Origin of the sequence: Rhodohalobacter sp. SW132, from assembly GCF_003390325.1 — a bacterium.
Taxonomy (GTDB): Bacteria; Bacteroidota; Rhodothermia; order Balneolales; family Balneolaceae; genus SW132.
Window position 1 is genome coordinate 355,104 of record NZ_QUOK01000002.1, and the last position, 16,102, is coordinate 371,205.

Sequence of the window (16,102 nt, forward strand, 5' to 3'; positions counted from 1 at the left end):
TACGATCAATAAAAAAATTGAAATAACTCTATGATCGATCTACGCAGTGATACGGTAACCAAACCCACGCCCGGTATGCTTCAGGCGATGGTGAAGGCTGAAGTGGGGGATGATGTTTTTGGTGAAGACCCCACGGTGAATCGTTTTGAAGAGAAGATGGCCGCTCATTTTGGAATGGAAGCCGGGCTGTTTGTACCAAGCGGCACGATGAGCAACCAGCTCTGCCTGAACGTTCTCACACAGCCGGGAGATGAAGTGATCATCGATGAACTGGGGCATGTATTCAATTACGAAACGGGAGCTGCTGCGCATCTTTCCTCTATTCAATTACGTCCGGTAAAAGGAACGCGCGGAAAACTCACCCCTGAGCAGATTGAACCCGCAATTCGAACCACGAATGAGTGGGATCCGCTGAGTCGGGTGATCGCTCTTGAAAATACAACGAACAAGGGTGGAGGTGCATGTTATTCCAAAGAAGAGCTTACGGAAATCAGAAAGCTCGCTGACCGGCATAATCTTGCCGTTCATCTCGACGGGGCGAGAATCTGGAATGCGATGGCTGCAACAGGAATCGATGCGTCATTTTTTGGATCCATCGCAGATACAATCTCTATCTGTTTCAGTAAAGGATTGGGAGCTCCAGTCGGTTCGATGATGCTTTGTTCCAGGGAACAAAAAAAGAAGGCACGGCGATATCGCAAAATGTGGGGAGGAGGGATGCGTCAGGTCGGTTTGCTCGCCGCCGCCGCAGATTACGCGGTAGAAAATCATCTGCCGTTACTCAAAAAAGATCATGAAAGAGCGCGGCAGTTTGCTGAAACGGTGCACCGGTCTTCGCATTTTAATATCACAATGGAAACTGTTGAGAGCAACATCGTTCTGTTTGATACCATCGAAAAGTCAGCCAAGGAGTGGGTAGAAGTGTTCACTTCAAACGGAATCGGCGTTGTACCGTTTGGACAGCATACTGTCCGGGCGACTTTCCATTTTCAAATCACGGATGATCAGTATGACCAGCTGTTAAGTACCGTTTCAGAACTTTGATGCAGTAAGTTTCGGGATTTTAAACGCTTTTAAAAAAAGAGAAAGTAAACTGAAATGAACCGACGAAATCCTGTAGCAGGAAAAACTGTGCGAATTTTGCGCACAGTCCCTGCTTTTTCATCAGGATTTTATCTGATAGGCATTACTGTCGGATCCACTTCAGGATATCTTTAAACCCTGCGCTGCTTCCGTAACTCAGGATTCCCACCTTGTAGATTTTCGCACTGAGCCACATGGTGCCGATAAAGGTGACAATCATCAGAATAATAGACAAACTAAGTTCCCAGAACGGCACATCACTGATCGCAATTCGCGTAATCATCACAATTGGGGCGAAAAATGGCACCAGGGAACCGACGACTGAAATGATACCATCAGGATTTTTTACCGCCTGAAACATGATAAAATAAGCGATAAATATCGGAGCCATAATGGGTAGCATCAACTGCTGAGTGTCCGTCTCTGAATCTGCGGCAGAACCTACAGCTGCAAATAGCGAACTGTAGAGAAAGTAACCCAGGAAAAAGAATACGATAAAAAATACAATGAGCGATGTTTCAATGGTTGGAATACTCGTAAGAATAGGAATATCGGTCTGTGCGGCAACTTCACCCATCGCTTGCTCCGCATCGCCGCCATTCGCGAGAAACATCGATAGCAGGGGAGCTGCGAGCAATCCAAGTCCCACGATTGTGATACCCCAAATACCGATTTGCGTGAGAGCCAGTGCACCCACGCCCAACATTTTCCCGGTCAGAAGCTCAATCGGCTTTACCGAAGAGGTGATTACTTCAATAATGCGGTTTGATTTTTCTTCAATGACCCCCCGCATAATGTAACCGCCGTAGCTGAATATGGCGATGAATATGATGAATCCCATGGCAAAACCTACGCCCGAAAGAAATGCGGTGTCATCGTCCTGTTCTTCACCGGCGTCCGTAAGCCGCCGTGACTCCACACCAATACGACTTGCAAAGATCTGCTGTATTTCATCCGATACCTCCGCACGCAAGAGTTTTTCTTCACGGATCACATCCCGAAGATCACTTCTGACGGAAGAAAGCAGAGTAAGCCCACCAGAACCGGTATAAATCAGCTCAAGCGGTATGTTCTCTTCGATATTTCGTTCATCAATCTGAACATACCCGGTGATTTCACCCCGCTGAGTCATGGCACGAAGTGTATCAATTTCAACATCGCTAACATCAAGGTAACGCTGCGGATCGCGCTCAACCAAAGATTGAACCACGGCACCGCTGTTATCATGAATACCAACTTCGTAGGAAACCTCACTGTCCCATATAATGACAAGGAATCCAATTCCGTAAATTGCAATAATGCCGATTGGAACCAGAAGTGTAGCAGCTATGAACCCTTTGCTTTTTACGCGCGTGAGATATTCCCGCTTCAATACTAAAAATACTTGTCTCCAACTCATACTAATGCTTCTTGTTCAGTTTTGATATTATCTGCTCCAACGGTGGAAATAAAAATCTCATTCAGAGAGGGTTCAACCAGTTCAAATTTATGAATCTCAGCGTGCTCAATGGCTGATTTTAAAATTGCTTGCGGGTCCTGTCGATCCAGGATTCTTATCTCAGCGAAATTAGTTGATCTGTTATTGACTCGCACATCAGAAAGTTTATCGATAAAACTTCCATCTCCCTGGAATTCAATGAGAACCGTATTTTTTCCAAAGTCCTTTTTTATTTTTCGAAGATTTCCTTCCAGTACCATTTTCCCGTTATTGAACAGGCAGATATCATCACACATTTGCTCAACCTGTTCCATTCGGTGTGTTGAAAAAAGGATAGTTTTTCCTTTTTCACGAAGCTCAATGATAATCTCTTTCAAAAGCTCGCTGTTGATAGGATCCAGCCCGCTAAACGGTTCATCAAAAATATAGATATCTGGATCGTGAACGATGGTTGCAATGAACTGAATTTTCTGACTCATCCCCTTGCTGAGCTCTCCTACGGTTTTCATGTGCCAGTCGGATGCGCCGAACCGCTTGAGCCAATATCGGATCTGTGTTTTTGCATTTTCAACACTCATCCCTTTGAGCTGAGCCAGGTAAATGAGCTGTTCACCAACTTTCATTTTTTTATAAAGCCCGCGCTCTTCGGGCATATAACCGATTAGTTTCTGAGTGCGCGGACTCACTTTTTGATTGTTGATGGTGATGGAGCCCTGATCCACCGGGATAATGTAATTAATCATCCGGATCGTAGTTGTTTTTCCGGCACCGTTCGGCCCAAGAAGCCCCGTGATTTTCCCCTTTTCAACGTTGAAAGAGACATTCTCTACCGCTTTGGTCTCTCCGAATGTTTTACTAAGGTTTTTAACTTCAATAGTGTGCTGTGGCAGCATGATGATTCTGTGAATTAATAAAAATGACTGTCTGAAAATCTGATACTCTGATGTTTATTGAAAGTAAAATCTGAAGTTTTTCTGAATAAAAATGCAATTTAGTATTCTCTTTTTGTAGATTATCCGTACGTGGATAAGGCTTTAGATAACAAATATTTCGTCAAAAGTACGTAGGTTTATTCAATTAGTTTCGAACAATATGAAGATCACACACATTACAGCCGAATGCTATCCTGCAGCTAAAGCAGGTGGATTAGGCGATGTAGCCGGTGCACTACCCAAGTATTTAAATAAAGAGGGCCACAGTGCCGAAGTGCTGCTCCCGTTCTACGAAACAGACTGGCTGAAGAATGTAGAAACGGAACTGATTTATGAAGGTACATTTCCATATCACTCCAAAAGTTTTCCATTTTCAATTCACCGGGTAAAGAAATCAAAGCTTGGGTTTGAACTCTACCTGGTTGAAATCCCGGGAAGATTTGACCGGCCCGGAATTTATATTGATCCGTGGTCCGGCCATCCATACTGGGATGAACGAGAGCGTTTCTTTTCCTTTCAAATCGCCTCTCTTGAATGGTTGATTTCGCGTCAGAGCAGGCCGGATATAATTCACTGCCACGATCACCACACCGCGCTTGTACCATTTATGATGAAAGAGTGTTTTCGGTTTGATGCATTCCGTGATATACCTTCCGTTTTAACAATCCATAACGGGGAATACCAGGGGCGTTATCCGATGGATGTGTATCAGTCGCTTCCGGCATTTAATTTACAAAATTTGGGTGTTCTTCAGTGGGATGAGGGATTAAACTGTCTTGCTGCAGGGATAAAATCTTCCTGGAAAGTAACTACGGTTTCAAGGGGGTATATGAAAGAACTTCTCACCTTTTGTAACGGACTTGAAATACTGTTGCAGCACGAGCAGGAAAAAACAATGGGGATCGTAAATGGAATAGATCCTGAAGTTTGGAACCCGAAAACAGACCCGCTGATTGATACGAACTATACCACTACAAAAGCGGATGTTGGAAAAGAGAAGAATAAAAAAGCGCTCAGTGAATTCTTTTCGATTCCGGGTGACCGCCCGCTTTTTTCGTTTATCGGGCGCCTGGTTCGCGAGAAAGGTGCTGATTTACTCCCCGATTTGATACGATCGTGCCACAGCCAGGGTGTGGAAGCTTCGTTTATTGTTTTGGGAACGGGCGACCCATCTCTGCACAATTTATTTAAGAAACTCGAAAGTGAATATGTTGGTTATTTTGATTCAAGGCTAGAATACAATGAACAACTCGCTCATTTAATTTATGCGGGAAGCGATTTTCTGATGATGCCGTCAAGGGTAGAACCGTGCGGGCTTAACCAGTTTTACTCTATGAGATACGGAACAATTCCCGTAGTTCGTGGAGTAGGCGGCCTTGCTGATACTGTAATCGATATTTCCCACAATGACGGTTACGGAATTGTGTTTGACAATTTTAATTTAGAAGAGTTTGTTGAAGCAGTAAAAAGAGGAGTTGATATATTTGGGAAAAAAGAGTTGTTTGAAAACGTACGAAAGAAAGTGATGAAACTCGATTTTTCCTGGAAACGTTCTACGAAAGAATATATTGAGATGTACAAATCCATAATCCCGAAATAAACCGAACTCATGAAATCATCTACAATTGCGATTATTCTGGGCGGGGGTAGGGGAACTCGTCTGCATCCGTTAACCGGTCACCGAAGTAAACCTGCCGTTCCTGTAGCTGGAAAATACAGGCTGGTTGATATTCCCATCTCCAACTGCCTGAATTCCGATATTCGCAAAATTTATGTTCTCACTCAGTTTAATTCTGCTTCCTTAAACAGGCACATCAAAAACACCTATAATTTTGATCTGTTCAGCCACGGTTTTGTTGATATTCTCGCTGCCGAACAGACACCTAAAAGCCAGAATTGGTTTCAGGGGACTGCAGACGCTGTCCGACAGTCGATCCACCACATGTCTAATCACGATTATGAGCATGTATTGGTTTTATCGGGTGATCAGCTCTACCAGATGGATTTTCGTAAGGTGATGGATCATCATAAAGAACAGGGAGCGGATCTTACCGTTGCTACAATACCGGTTACTGGCGATGATGCCACCGGCTTTGGAATCATGAAAACGAACAAGGAGGGAATGATCGACAGTTTTGTTGAAAAACCTTCTCACGATGAACTCTCAGAATGGAAAAGCAGAACCTCCCCGGAACTGAAAGAGAAAGGGAAAGAGTATCTGGCCTCAATGGGGATTTATGTTTTCAATAAAGAGGTAATGAAGAGGCTCTTCAATGAAAATCCCGATGCTACTGATTTTGGAAAAGAGATCATCCCCAAAGCGATCAAAGAAGGCACAAAAGTGTCGAGCTACTCGTTTGATGGATACTGGACAGATATCGGTACAATCAAATCATTTTTTGAGGCGAACCTGGAGCTTACCGATACACTTCCAGCATTTAACCTCTATGATGATGAACAGCAAATTTACACCCGTGCACGCCTTTTGCCGGCATCCAAGCTCGCAGGCACCAACCTCGAGCGTGTGATTGTTTCTGAGGGATGTATCATCGAAGCGAGCCGGATCGAACGTTCCGTGGTTGGAATTCGATCAAGGATTGGCAAGGGTACCAGCATCGAGGAGTCAATTATTATGGGTAATGATTATTTTACTACCCGCGAAGATCTGGCAAACCGCTCTACAGACCGTCCCCTAATGGGAATCGGAGAACGATGTTTTCTCAGCAAAACGATTGTCGACAAAAATGTGAGAATCGGTGACGATGTGAAAATCGTCGGCGGCTCCCATCTCGAAGACGGTAAATTTGACAACTATTATGTAGTGGATGGAATTGTAATTATCCCGAAAGGAAAAGTTATTCCAGACGGATTTAAACTCGGATAACCGAGTATCTTTCGTTCTATAATAAGTACCCTGGTTTGAGAATAATCCCTTTTGGATTTTCTCAGTCCGGGGTTTTTTATTTACCGAATGACAGAACCTGAACCGGATCTGTTTTGGCCGCAATACGGGCCGGCAGCCACGATGCGAGAGTACAGAGAAGAATTGTTAAAGCACCCACGATAAAAAAGTCGATAAGATGTGGTTCTACCGGTGCTGTGCTCATATAATAATTTTCTTCAGACAGCGGAATAATGTTGTATGTAGTCTGTATGAAATAGAAAAAGAGAGAAATTCCAATTCCGATAACCAATCCGGTGACAGCTACAAAGAATCCTTCAAGCAGAAATATTTTTCGAATTGCGCGGCTTTTTGCACCCATTGTTTTTAAAATTCCAATATCCCGGACTCTCACAAGTACCATCATCAAAATAGTGCCAATCAGGTTGAATGCGGCCACAATTACCATCACACCAATCACAAGCGGAATGGTTTCTTCCTGCAAATCGATCCAGGCAAAAATATTGCGGTAGGTTTGATAGACATTTTCTGTCACCAAAGGAAACTGGGTGCCGTCGCGAATAGTTGCATAGACCGGACGAATGTCGCTTATGTTCGAAGCGTTAATCTCCATCATAGATGCCTGGCGGGTACCCAGTCCGAAAAGTGTGCGCACGGTTGAGATGTCGGCTACAGCAAAATTATCATCAAACCGGTCAATTCCCGTCTGGTATATACCGCTTAGGTAGTATTGACGGATCTCAGGTGTGTTTAAAGGCGAGGGGAGTCCGTCGAGTGCAAAAACCGTCACTCTGGAACCGAGCACAGCCCCGATCTCTTGCGCAAGTGAATGCCCGAGAACAATGCCCGGCAACCCGTCCTCATTTCGTTCTACGTTGTACTCACCCTCAATGATGTAGGTATGGAGCTGGGTAAGATCACCTCCCGGCGTAATCCCTTTTAAAACCGTTCCGCTGATGTCTCCAGCGGATTGAATCATCACATCACCCAGAATTACGGGCTCAACCTGTTCAACTCCTTCAAATCCGGCCAGATAGGTTTGAAGTGTGTCGGATCTCTGGATAGGTTCGCTGGCAAGAAATGGCTGAACCGTGATGTGAGGTGCAAACCCGAGAATTTTCTCGTTAATAGAAGATTTAAAACCGTGCACAATAGCCAGTGAGATCAACAAGCCGGCAGATCCAACTGCAACACCAATAATCGCCATAATTTTTATAAAAGAGAGAAAACCCGAGTCTCTGTTGCTCCCTTTAAAATATCGACGGGCAATATACCAGGTAAAATTCATGAACGGTTTTAAGTGCGTGTGTTTTTTTGATAGATGAGGCTAACGTGTGATACCCCGGTATGTTTCGGCAACAGATTTTTAGGCCAAATTCGCCGAAGAGTAAAAGTAAAATGAGATCTGAGCACTTTTAAACTTCAGCTGCTATAGCCGGATGTAATTATGATTCGGTTTCTGGCCGCATCTGAGGGAAGAAAAGTACATCCCTTATAGAATCTGAGTTCGTCATGATCATCGCCAATCGGTCGATCCCGATTCCAATTCCGGCTGTCGGCGGCATTCCGTATTCAATCGCCCGAAGAAAATCTTCATCAACCGTCATCGCTTCATCATCACCCTCAGCCCGCAATCGCGCCTGTTCTTCGAATCGTTCGCGCTGATCCACCGGGTCGTTCAGCTCTGTAAAGGAGTTGGCAATCTCTTTTCCATTGCAAACGGCTTCAAATCGTTCCACAAGTCCATCTTTCGTGCGATGTTTTTTCGCCAGCGGACTCATTTCAATGGGGTAGTCTGTGATAAACGTGGGCTGAATGAGATTGGGTTCAACCGTTTCCCCAAAAATCTCGTCGATCAGTTTCCCTTTACCCATCGAATCATCTACTTCAATGTGGAGTTCTTTGGCGATCTTACGGATTTCATCCGTTTCTTTTTTGTAAAGATCATGACCAGTCTCATTTTTTATCGCTTCATACATCGGGATTCTTGGCCAGGGACGTTTAAAATCGATTTCGTGATCGCCCACCGTAACCTTTGTGGAGCCGTGAAGGGTAAGGGCAACTTTTTCGATCATCTCCTCCATGAAATCCATCATCCAGTTGTAATCTTTATACGCCACATAAAGCTCTACCTGGGTGAACTCCGGGTTATGAAAACGTGAAAGGCCCTCATTCCTGAAATCTTTTGAAAATTCGTATACACCGTCAAATCCGCCTACAATTAATCGCTTGAGATAGAGCTCGTTTGCAATTCGAAGGTAAAGATCCATATCCAGCGCATTGTGATGCGTAACGAACGGGCGTGCCGCTGCGCCACCATACACAGGCTGAAGAATCGGAGTCTCCACTTCAAGATATCCGCGATCATTCATAAAATTGCGCATCGTTTGAACCATCTGTGTGCGCTGACGAAAGGTTTCACGGACATCGGGGTTTACAATAAGATCAACATAGCGTTGGCGGTAGCGCTGCTCTTTATCTGAAAAAGCATCGTAAGTAATGGTTTCACCTTCATCATTTTCAACTTCTTTTGGAGTTGGAATCGGACGAATAGTTTTACCCAAAAACTCAAACTCTTCGGCGTGAACAGTGGTTTCGCCGGTTCTGGTTTTAAAAACGAACCCTTTTATACCGACGAAATCACCAATATCCACCATCTTCTTGAATACCTTATTGTATTCGGTGACGCCAACATCATCGCGGCGGATATAGATTTGTATCGTTCCCTGTGAATCCTGAAGCGTAAAAAATGAGGCTTTCCCCATAATACGGCGGGTCATAACCCGGCCGGCCACCGACACCCGCGGAGCATCCTCCTGCGATTCGGAGAAATACGATTCTTCATCATTTAAAATTTCTTGGGAGTGATGGGTTACATCGTAGCTGTAGGGAAAAGGATTTACATCAAGCTCCCGGAGCTGGTCAAGTTTTTCACGCCGGATTGCCTGCTGTTCACTGATACTCGGTTCGGTTTGAGACATATAAAATGGATGGATGCAGTTTGTATAAAAATTTAACAGCCAAAAATAAGAAAATTGCGGCCCAATTCGCATATCTTAATTCGTGGAGATGGAATGGGGGCATCCCCTGAATTTAATATCACAAACTACTAAGGAAGTTAGAGTACCTCTGGTGATTAAATCAAAATAGGTCCGCTAATTTGCCCTTACATCTTAAGAATTGCTATTTTAGAGTGATTAAAAATTTTATGTATCACGGCACATGACATCAAAAGAAGATCAGCCTACCTATATCAAAAAAACATTCTTTCCGCATTCGCTGATTGTTGCCATGAGAAAATTGCAACGTGAGATCACGAAAGAAAATCAGGTAGAGATAGAATCCAATTCCGGTAAAAATATTTTACAGGTGATGGTTTCGCAAAAGATGAATGGGAGGGAGGTGGAGTTTGTGACGAAAAAATATGAAAAACCACAAGCTTTTCTGAACGGAAACCCTATCTCTGTTAGTTTTTCACATACACCCACAGATGTATGTGCTGCTGTTTCTGAGGAATGGGTTGTGGGCATAGATATGGAATCGCAGGAGCGCACCGTATCCAGCAAGCTTGCAAACCGAATGAGAAATCACAAAGAGCTGCTCAAGTTTTATGATGAACATCCGATAATTCAAATATGGACCATGAAAGAGGCTGCGCTGAAAGCGATTGGCACGGGATTGCGAAAACCGATGAATAGTGTTCAGCTTTCTGCAGAATCAGATTACATATTTCGTGCAGAATTTGATAATGGAACTTTAGCAAATATTTGTAGTTTTCTACAAGATAAACAGTGGATATCCATCTGTTATATTTCATCACAATTATCTGAATCATTATTACCTGAATCATATGTGCCTATTCACACGGGAAGAGATCAAAGAAAAGCTCAATGAAGCCTCCGGAAACGTACAGGACTCATCGAACCCAACTCGAATCATATTTACACCTACATCGCTAAATCATTACTCCATCGAACGATTCAGTGAAGTGTATGCTCAGATTCACGATGGTGATTTTGATACTGTTGTGATTGTGGAGTCGCAACCCGGTACTCACGAGAAAAAGTTACCAATGCCGTCTCATAAGTCGTTTACTACAAGATTTGGAGAGGTGCCGGTGAATGATAAGCTGCGTAATGAACTCTGTGATGAAGACGACGACTTTTTTATTGATGATGAGGCGTTCAGCAAAGATCTGAGCCTGTTTGATCAGCTGCTTTTCCTGCAGAATCAGATAGATAACTTTTCCGTTTTAAGTTTGCAGATTACAGATGAATCTCCAGCTATCATTAAGGAACTTTCTGCTGCTCTTGAAGAAATCCTCGCATCGCGAAACGCACTGCTCATCTTTTGCTGTGATATTCACCACCTGGGCGTTGAACAGTTTAAAACAATAAAGAAACAAATCAAGGACGGCAACATACCCGGTTTGATGCACTCCATGAATTCAGGTGAAGTGAAAATGAAGGGTGCGGGTGCGTTTTTTGCGGGACTTCTAATCGCAAATAAATGGAATTTAAATGTTCAATTTTCTGAAACAAAGGGAGAAGAAATACCGATTTCAGGGTACGGAAAAGTCCAGTATCAACCTGTTTTTGGATGATGGGAAAATCTTCTGCTATTTCAGTTATCGGACCGGGCGCACTTGGGTCTGCGCTGATAAAACTTATCAATAAAAACCCCAAAATTACTACATTACAATCAGTTTGGGGTAGTAAATCATTTGATTCCTATTCTGTTCTTGATGGTGAAATAATTCATCAGCCTAACAATTCTCCTCAATCTGTTTCAGATTTTGGCCGTATTATTTTTATCACAACACCCGACGATAAAATAGCAGATATCGCCCAGGTTATTTCGGAACTTTCTGTTGACTGGAGCGGCTACAGCTTTGTTCACTTTTCAGGAAGTTTTAATAGCGATCTGCTGCATTCGCTCAAAAAGAAAGGTGCAAAAACGGCCTCACTTCATCCACTTCAAACATTTACAAAAGGTGACGCTGAGGAACGGTTTCACAATATCTGGTTTACTTTTGAAGGGGATACCAGCCTTTTTTCTGAACTTGAATCCTTGGTGAAAGCTGCTGGGGCGCGTGTGAAGAAAATCAGTTCGGAACAGAAAAAAGCAATGCACCTGGCCGCTGTGATGGCATCAAATTATATGGTTTCATTGATGGATGCTGTCCGGGAAGTAACCGATTTGTTTGAACTTGAAGATGGAGTGGCAATGCTTGAACCATTGATTCATCAGACCACACAAAATATTTTCGAAAAAGGAATTCCGGATTCACTCAGTGGTCCTGTTGCAAGAGGGGATCAACAGACGATCAAATCCCATTTGGATCAGATAAAAAACCATCCTGAACTGACAAATCTATACTCTCTTTTGGGTTTAAGAGCCGCCAAAATTGCTTTGAATAATGGCAGACTCGGTAAAGATCAATATCAGGAGTTAAAAACGTTATTTTCAGAGAAAAGTAAATTGTAATGGCTGACAATGATCTCTACCCGCGGATTTATGAAATATGCCGTACTATTCCGGCGGGAAGGGTCACCACATACGGAGCAATTGCCAGGGCAGTAGGAGTGGCGTCAGGCGCAAGAATGGTAGGTTATGCACTGAATGCTTCCATTGAATCAGAAAACGCCGTGCCGGCTCACAGAGTGGTAAACCGGCTGGGTCAGTTAACCGGCCGAGCCTACTTTCCCGGAGATACGATGCGAGAAAGGCTAAAGCAGGAAGGTATTTCTTTTACAGGTGAATACACGGTGGATATTGAAAAGCATTTTTGGGAGCCGGGTGAAAAAATGCAGGCTTAAACTTATGAAGTTATGTGAAGTTATAGCACAGTCGCTAATATCGGAAATAGTTGAATATAAGACTGTATTTACCGCACCCATCGTAAGCCAAAAGTAAACCCGAATTGATTTCCAAAAAGATCGCCACGATCCCAAGCAACATCGGTGAGCAGGAATACCGGTTGTTCAAACAAAGATATGGGTGTTTGGGACTGAAGACCCAGTGAAATTTGGTTTGCCGGATCCTCAAAGGGATCGTCACGCGTACCGAAATTTCGGCTGAAAGTCGCTTTTCCAATGACTGCAGAGTTTCCCAGCCGTGTATCGACTCCGATATGGTGGGCGATAATCCTGTTGTTATCAATTCCATCAACAAGCTGATCGAGCGGAGTTTGCGAGGTTCTGAATAGGGCATTCCCGATTGTCCGGCCATGTGTAGCCCAACCGGTTCGGTAGATGTGATGGTTATAGTAGTTTTCATTTCCCTGGAATGGGTCCCGGCAGCGTTCCGGTTCCTCGCTGCAGCGTGTGCCATCATCCAGAATATTTTCTACCCTTGGACCATCCTGCCATTTGGTATACATAAATTCGTACACAAACCCACGAACAGGAAAATTGATACTCTCATGAAGCCGAACGGAAAATCCGTTTAGTGCATCCTGCATGCTTTTCAGTTTCAGATTATCTTTCGTCTCCAGCGGGTGCTGTCGGTAAAAAGTCGCTGAAAATAGATCCATTTCAAGAAAAAAACCGAAATCCCATGCTCCCAAATGATCTCCAAGCATATAATCTGCTTCAACAGCGGGGGCATCATCTCCACCGCCGCGTGCAAAAAAAACACGCCAGAAATCGACAAAACCGGATGGTAAATCTCCAAACTGAGGATTGTTTTTCCCTCCCCATTTCGCATAGTGTGCGATACCCCCATATAAATTTAACGGAAAATCCCCGCCAAAACGAGCGTGCCCGACTTTTTCGTGGTACAGCACATTATCCGTGTAACGTTCTCCTCTAAGCCACCCATGAGCGGCGTGAGCTCGTATCTGGATAAAATCATTTGTAAAGGGGAGACTTGTCCAGTCGGCCAGTCCAATGCGTACTTGCGGAACGGGAGCGGAGTTGGTGCTCACTCCAAGAGAACCCATTCCCAACTTTTCATCATGGATAGGCGAACTGTTATGAAAACGTCCGCCAGTTAATTCAACTCCGTAAACATTCACCCGGAGATACGCCTGGTTGAAGGACAAGGTGCCATCACTGCCGGGGCGTGCAATGAGATCTGCACCGTATTGGGTAGAGATTTGAGGATTATCAAAAAGATCAGAGCGAGCGTGCAGCTGCAAACGGGTTAGGAGTTGATCCCCGCTTCGGTGATATATTCCATGCCTGTTAGATTGTATCCAAAAGGGCGTTGTATCAGAACTGCTAACTACACCTGCTACATCAAATGATGTCGTTAGAGTTTGAGCTATTGTTTTTAAAAGAAATCCCGATAAACAGACTAACAGTATAGAAAATAAGAGGCCTGCAATAAGTTTTTTCATACGGATAAGTAAACCGATAACAGTTTGAAAATATTCAGATAATTTTGTTACAACTCAATTCCTATGCTCGATAGATCTGAGTGATAAATAGATAATGTTGGATCATTTGCTAATTACGATGAAAAACTCGCAAAATCATCACATGATTGTTACACAGATTGATTGTTTTGTACCTAATCTACGTTGTTTTTTATTGAAATTCAGATCGGTCTGCACCTACGGAGAGCTCACGAAGTATGAACGTATCTAATAAGAATTTCTACGGGAACTTGCCGGAAATCATCCGCTTTACGGATATTCTTGACCTTCAATATTATGCTGAGATTCCGGGTGACTGGTTAATTGTTGCGACAGATATCAGGGGATCTACAAAAGCTATACATGATGGAAAATACAAATCTGTGAATATGGCCGGGGCTTGTGCAATCGCAGCAATTTGTAATGAATTTTCAGATCTCGATATTCCATTTGTATTTGGTGGTGACGGAGCTACATTTGCAATTCCGGATGTGGGAAAAGAGCACATTATGGGGTTACTTCTTTTCTGCAGGGAAGCAACCGATTCGGTGTTCGGATTGGAGCTTGCTGCCGGATGCCGTAAGATGTCAGAACTACGTGACGCCGGAAAAAATATCAAAATTGGAAAATATCGTCTTTCAAATCATATCCAACAGGCGATATTCTGGGGTGATGGTGTGGATTATATCGAAGAATTAATAAAGGAACAGGATAACAATTTTCTGAATTACCAGATGATTGAAGCTGATTTTACCGGACTTGAATGCCGCTGGAATGAAATACCCTCAGACAAAGGTGAAATTCTTTCCATTATTATTAAGTCTGTGATTTCTGATGAAAACGAGAAAAGCACATTTTATAAACGATGCTTTGCAACCATTGAATCCATTTACGGTTCTGCTGATGAATACGCACCGGTTAAGGAGGATAAATTGAAGCTGGCAGGCAACCCATTTAAGCTTTCTGTAGAAGCACTTATCAGAAGTTATCCGGCAACTTATACAAAAAAATTATGGCATTATCTGAAACTATATTACATGCAAATAGCAGGGCGGTTTTTGATAAAGAAGCGCATCAAAACAAAACATACCAACTGGGGAGATTATAAAAAGGATTTTGTGCAAAATGCGGATTTTAGGAAATTCAGCGACGGATTGAAACTGGTTGTTTCTGGAAACGAAAAGCAACGGTTAAAACTTCGGGCTTTTCTGGAAGATGAGCATCAAAAAGGAAATGTTGTGTTTGGTCTGCACAAATCTCCGGCCGCAATGACAACCTGTTTTGTAACGGATTACCAGGGGCAGCATATTCATTTTATTGACGGAACAAATGGCGGATATGCTGCTGCCTCGGTGGAACTAAAGAAGCAGCTAAATAGGTTAAAGGAGTAGTTGTAATCAAAACAGACCTCCTAAAGCAAATGAATCCAGTCCAGATCTTTATATTTTGTACAACAATCTGTTTTGGATTCCTTATCTCTGCCTGTAATTCAAATAGCCAGCCACCACAAATGACTCAATCTGATCACGAACAATTTCTTGAATCCATTTCTTACGAAGAAGCACTTGAAGATACTAATAATTCAAAAAGAGTTGAGCGAAGTGAAGAGGAGTGGAAAAATCTGTTAAGTTCGGGTGAGTACAGAATTCTTAGAAATGAGGGCACTGAAATGCCTTATGTTAATGAGTACAACAGTTTATATGATGAAGGTGTATACCTGTGCAGGGCTTGTGGAAATCCCCTTTTTCATTCAGATGCAAAATATAACAGCCGAACCGGATGGCCAAGTTACTGGGAGCCGATCCGGGAAGGGGCCGTGGGAGAGCGCGAAGATAAGAGCCTGTTCATGACGCGTACTGAAACCATTTGTGCCCGCTGCGATTCTCACATTGGCCATGTTTTTGAAGACGGCCCCGAACCAACCGGACTGAGATACTGCATGAATTCCCAGGCACTGAAGTTTATTCCGAAAGAGAATTAATAGACGATTAATATTTGAGCTATAAATTTTGATGGATGCTTTAATCTGTAGTTCGAGACTGTGACCCTCTGGCTCGGAAAGGATTAAAGACCCTCTTTAGATGGGAAAACGAACGGAGTGAGCAGGGGGATGCACTCTGAGTTCGGAAGTGTCCAATTCTTGAAGTTTAGGCAAGGAAGATAATCCCATATTTCCCCTTCTCCCCTAGTAGGGATACCTTTGGGAGAAAGCGGACACTCCAAAGTAAACTCCATATTGAAAAAAATAATGGATTCTAAATCGATACCTCGCGGGCTTTGCCCCGAGTTAGTTCATTGCTATTCGTCCTTATCCTGTTCTCATCTGTACTATCAAAAGAACACTGCGTAGTTGTTTCATCACCGCACGTTTTTTTGAGATATAAGAG

The 16,102-nt window shown here is 43.3% G+C and carries 14 protein-coding genes; 9 read left to right on the forward strand and 5 right to left on the reverse strand.

What is annotated here, in order from left to right:
* Positions 1–30 precede the first annotated feature (30 nt).
* Positions 31–1,044, forward strand: a complete 1,014-nt coding sequence (locus DYD21_RS06085) for a low specificity L-threonine aldolase (RefSeq protein WP_116034111.1) — start codon at positions 31–33, stop codon at positions 1,042–1,044.
* 142 nt (positions 1,045–1,186) lie between these two features.
* Here DYD21_RS06085 and DYD21_RS06090 read toward each other — a convergent pair whose 3' ends face one another.
* Both DYD21_RS06090 and DYD21_RS06095 read right to left on the reverse strand, forming a co-directional pair.
* Complete coding sequence (locus DYD21_RS06090) at positions 1,187–2,482, reverse strand: ABC transporter permease (RefSeq protein ID WP_116034114.1); 1,296 nt, start codon at positions 2,480–2,482, stop codon at positions 1,187–1,189.
* Positions 2,479–3,414, reverse strand: a complete 936-nt coding sequence (locus tag DYD21_RS06095) for an ABC transporter ATP-binding protein (RefSeq protein ID WP_116034116.1) — start codon at positions 3,412–3,414, stop codon at positions 2,479–2,481. The genes DYD21_RS06090 and DYD21_RS06095 overlap by 4 nt, the downstream gene beginning before the upstream one ends.
* Positions 3,415–3,613: 199 nt before the next feature.
* Between DYD21_RS06095 and DYD21_RS06100 the strand changes: the two genes are divergently transcribed.
* Positions 3,614–5,053, forward strand: coding sequence for a glycogen synthase (locus DYD21_RS06100; protein WP_116034119.1), 1,440 nt, complete (start codon positions 3,614–3,616; stop codon positions 5,051–5,053).
* A gap of 9 nt (positions 5,054–5,062) precedes the next feature.
* A complete protein-coding gene (locus DYD21_RS06105; RefSeq protein ID WP_116034121.1) occupies positions 5,063–6,337 on the forward strand; it encodes a glucose-1-phosphate adenylyltransferase in 1,275 nt (424 codons plus the stop codon).
* A gap of 76 nt (positions 6,338–6,413) precedes the next feature.
* Here DYD21_RS06105 and DYD21_RS06110 read toward each other — a convergent pair whose 3' ends face one another.
* Positions 6,414–7,643, reverse strand: a complete 1,230-nt coding sequence (locus DYD21_RS06110; protein ID WP_116034124.1) for an FtsX-like permease family protein — start codon at positions 7,641–7,643, stop codon at positions 6,414–6,416.
* Between the two features lie 157 nt (positions 7,644–7,800).
* On the reverse strand, positions 7,801–9,336 hold the full coding sequence (lysS, locus tag DYD21_RS06115) for a lysine--tRNA ligase (protein WP_116034127.1): 1,536 nt from the start codon (positions 9,334–9,336) through the stop codon (positions 7,801–7,803).
* A gap of 241 nt (positions 9,337–9,577) precedes the next feature.
* Here lysS and DYD21_RS06120 point away from each other — a divergent pair, with 241 nt between their 5' ends.
* Genes DYD21_RS06120 through DYD21_RS06135 form a run of 4 tightly spaced genes read left to right on the forward strand, consistent with a single transcriptional unit; the run spans position 9,578 to position 12,174 of the window.
* Entirely contained in the window at positions 9,578–10,249 is a 672-nt protein-coding gene (locus tag DYD21_RS06120; protein ID WP_116034129.1) for a 4'-phosphopantetheinyl transferase superfamily protein, read from the forward strand.
* The gene (amrB, locus tag DYD21_RS06125; RefSeq protein WP_116034132.1) at positions 10,206–10,958 is read left to right on the forward strand and encodes an AmmeMemoRadiSam system protein B; all 753 of its coding nucleotides are present in this window, start codon (positions 10,206–10,208) and stop codon (positions 10,956–10,958) included. The genes DYD21_RS06120 and amrB overlap by 44 nt, the downstream gene beginning before the upstream one ends.
* Complete coding sequence (locus DYD21_RS06130) at positions 10,955–11,842, forward strand: Rossmann-like and DUF2520 domain-containing protein (RefSeq protein ID WP_116034134.1); 888 nt, start codon at positions 10,955–10,957, stop codon at positions 11,840–11,842. Before amrB ends, DYD21_RS06130 begins: the two co-directional genes overlap by 4 nt.
* Entirely contained in the window at positions 11,842–12,174 is a 333-nt protein-coding gene (locus DYD21_RS06135) for an MGMT family protein (protein ID WP_116034137.1), read from the forward strand. The genes DYD21_RS06130 and DYD21_RS06135 overlap by 1 nt, the downstream gene beginning before the upstream one ends.
* Positions 12,175–12,242: 68 nt before the next feature.
* On the opposite strand, the gene DYD21_RS06140 is transcribed toward DYD21_RS06135, so the two are convergent.
* On the reverse strand, positions 12,243–13,697 hold the full coding sequence (locus tag DYD21_RS06140; RefSeq protein ID WP_116034140.1) for a capsule assembly Wzi family protein: 1,455 nt from the start codon (positions 13,695–13,697) through the stop codon (positions 12,243–12,245).
* Between the two features lie 236 nt (positions 13,698–13,933).
* Here DYD21_RS06140 and DYD21_RS06145 point away from each other — a divergent pair, with 236 nt between their 5' ends.
* On the forward strand, positions 13,934–15,106 hold the full coding sequence (locus DYD21_RS06145) for a DUF3095 domain-containing protein (RefSeq protein ID WP_116034143.1): 1,173 nt from the start codon (positions 13,934–13,936) through the stop codon (positions 15,104–15,106).
* Positions 15,107–15,225: 119 nt separating this feature from the next.
* Positions 15,226–15,696: a peptide-methionine (R)-S-oxide reductase MsrB gene (msrB, locus tag DYD21_RS06150; RefSeq protein WP_116034146.1), complete on the forward strand. Its 471-nt coding sequence runs from the start codon at positions 15,226–15,228 to the stop codon at positions 15,694–15,696.
* Positions 15,697–16,102: the final 406 nt, after the last annotated feature.

Excerpts from the sequence above, each read along its gene's own strand:
- DYD21_RS06110 (WP_116034124.1), bottom strand. The coding sequence starts at position 7,643 with ATGAATTTTACCTGGTATATTGCCCGTCGATATTTTAAAGGGAGCAAC.
- amrB (WP_116034132.1), top strand. The coding sequence starts at position 10,206 with ATGTGCCTATTCACACGGGAAGAGATCAAAGAAAAGCTCAATGAAGCC.
- DYD21_RS06090 (WP_116034114.1), bottom strand. The coding sequence starts at position 2,482 with ATGAGTTGGAGACAAGTATTTTTAGTATTGAAGCGGGAATATCTCACG.
- DYD21_RS06145 (WP_116034143.1), top strand. The coding sequence starts at position 13,934 with ATGAACGTATCTAATAAGAATTTCTACGGGAACTTGCCGGAAATCATC.
- DYD21_RS06135 (WP_116034137.1), top strand. The coding sequence starts at position 11,842 with ATGGCTGACAATGATCTCTACCCGCGGATTTATGAAATATGCCGTACT.
- lysS (WP_116034127.1), bottom strand. The coding sequence starts at position 9,336 with ATGTCTCAAACCGAACCGAGTATCAGTGAACAGCAGGCAATCCGGCGT.
- DYD21_RS06140 (WP_116034140.1), bottom strand. The coding sequence starts at position 13,697 with ATGAAAAAACTTATTGCAGGCCTCTTATTTTCTATACTGTTAGTCTGT.
- DYD21_RS06100 (WP_116034119.1), top strand. The coding sequence starts at position 3,614 with ATGAAGATCACACACATTACAGCCGAATGCTATCCTGCAGCTAAAGCA.
- DYD21_RS06130 (WP_116034134.1), top strand. The coding sequence starts at position 10,955 with ATGATGGGAAAATCTTCTGCTATTTCAGTTATCGGACCGGGCGCACTT.
- DYD21_RS06085 (WP_116034111.1), top strand. The coding sequence starts at position 31 with ATGATCGATCTACGCAGTGATACGGTAACCAAACCCACGCCCGGTATG.
- DYD21_RS06095 (WP_116034116.1), bottom strand. The coding sequence starts at position 3,414 with ATGCTGCCACAGCACACTATTGAAGTTAAAAACCTTAGTAAAACATTC.
- DYD21_RS06105 (WP_116034121.1), top strand. The coding sequence starts at position 5,063 with ATGAAATCATCTACAATTGCGATTATTCTGGGCGGGGGTAGGGGAACT.
- msrB (WP_116034146.1), top strand. The coding sequence starts at position 15,226 with ATGACTCAATCTGATCACGAACAATTTCTTGAATCCATTTCTTACGAA.
- DYD21_RS06120 (WP_116034129.1), top strand. The coding sequence starts at position 9,578 with ATGACATCAAAAGAAGATCAGCCTACCTATATCAAAAAAACATTCTTT.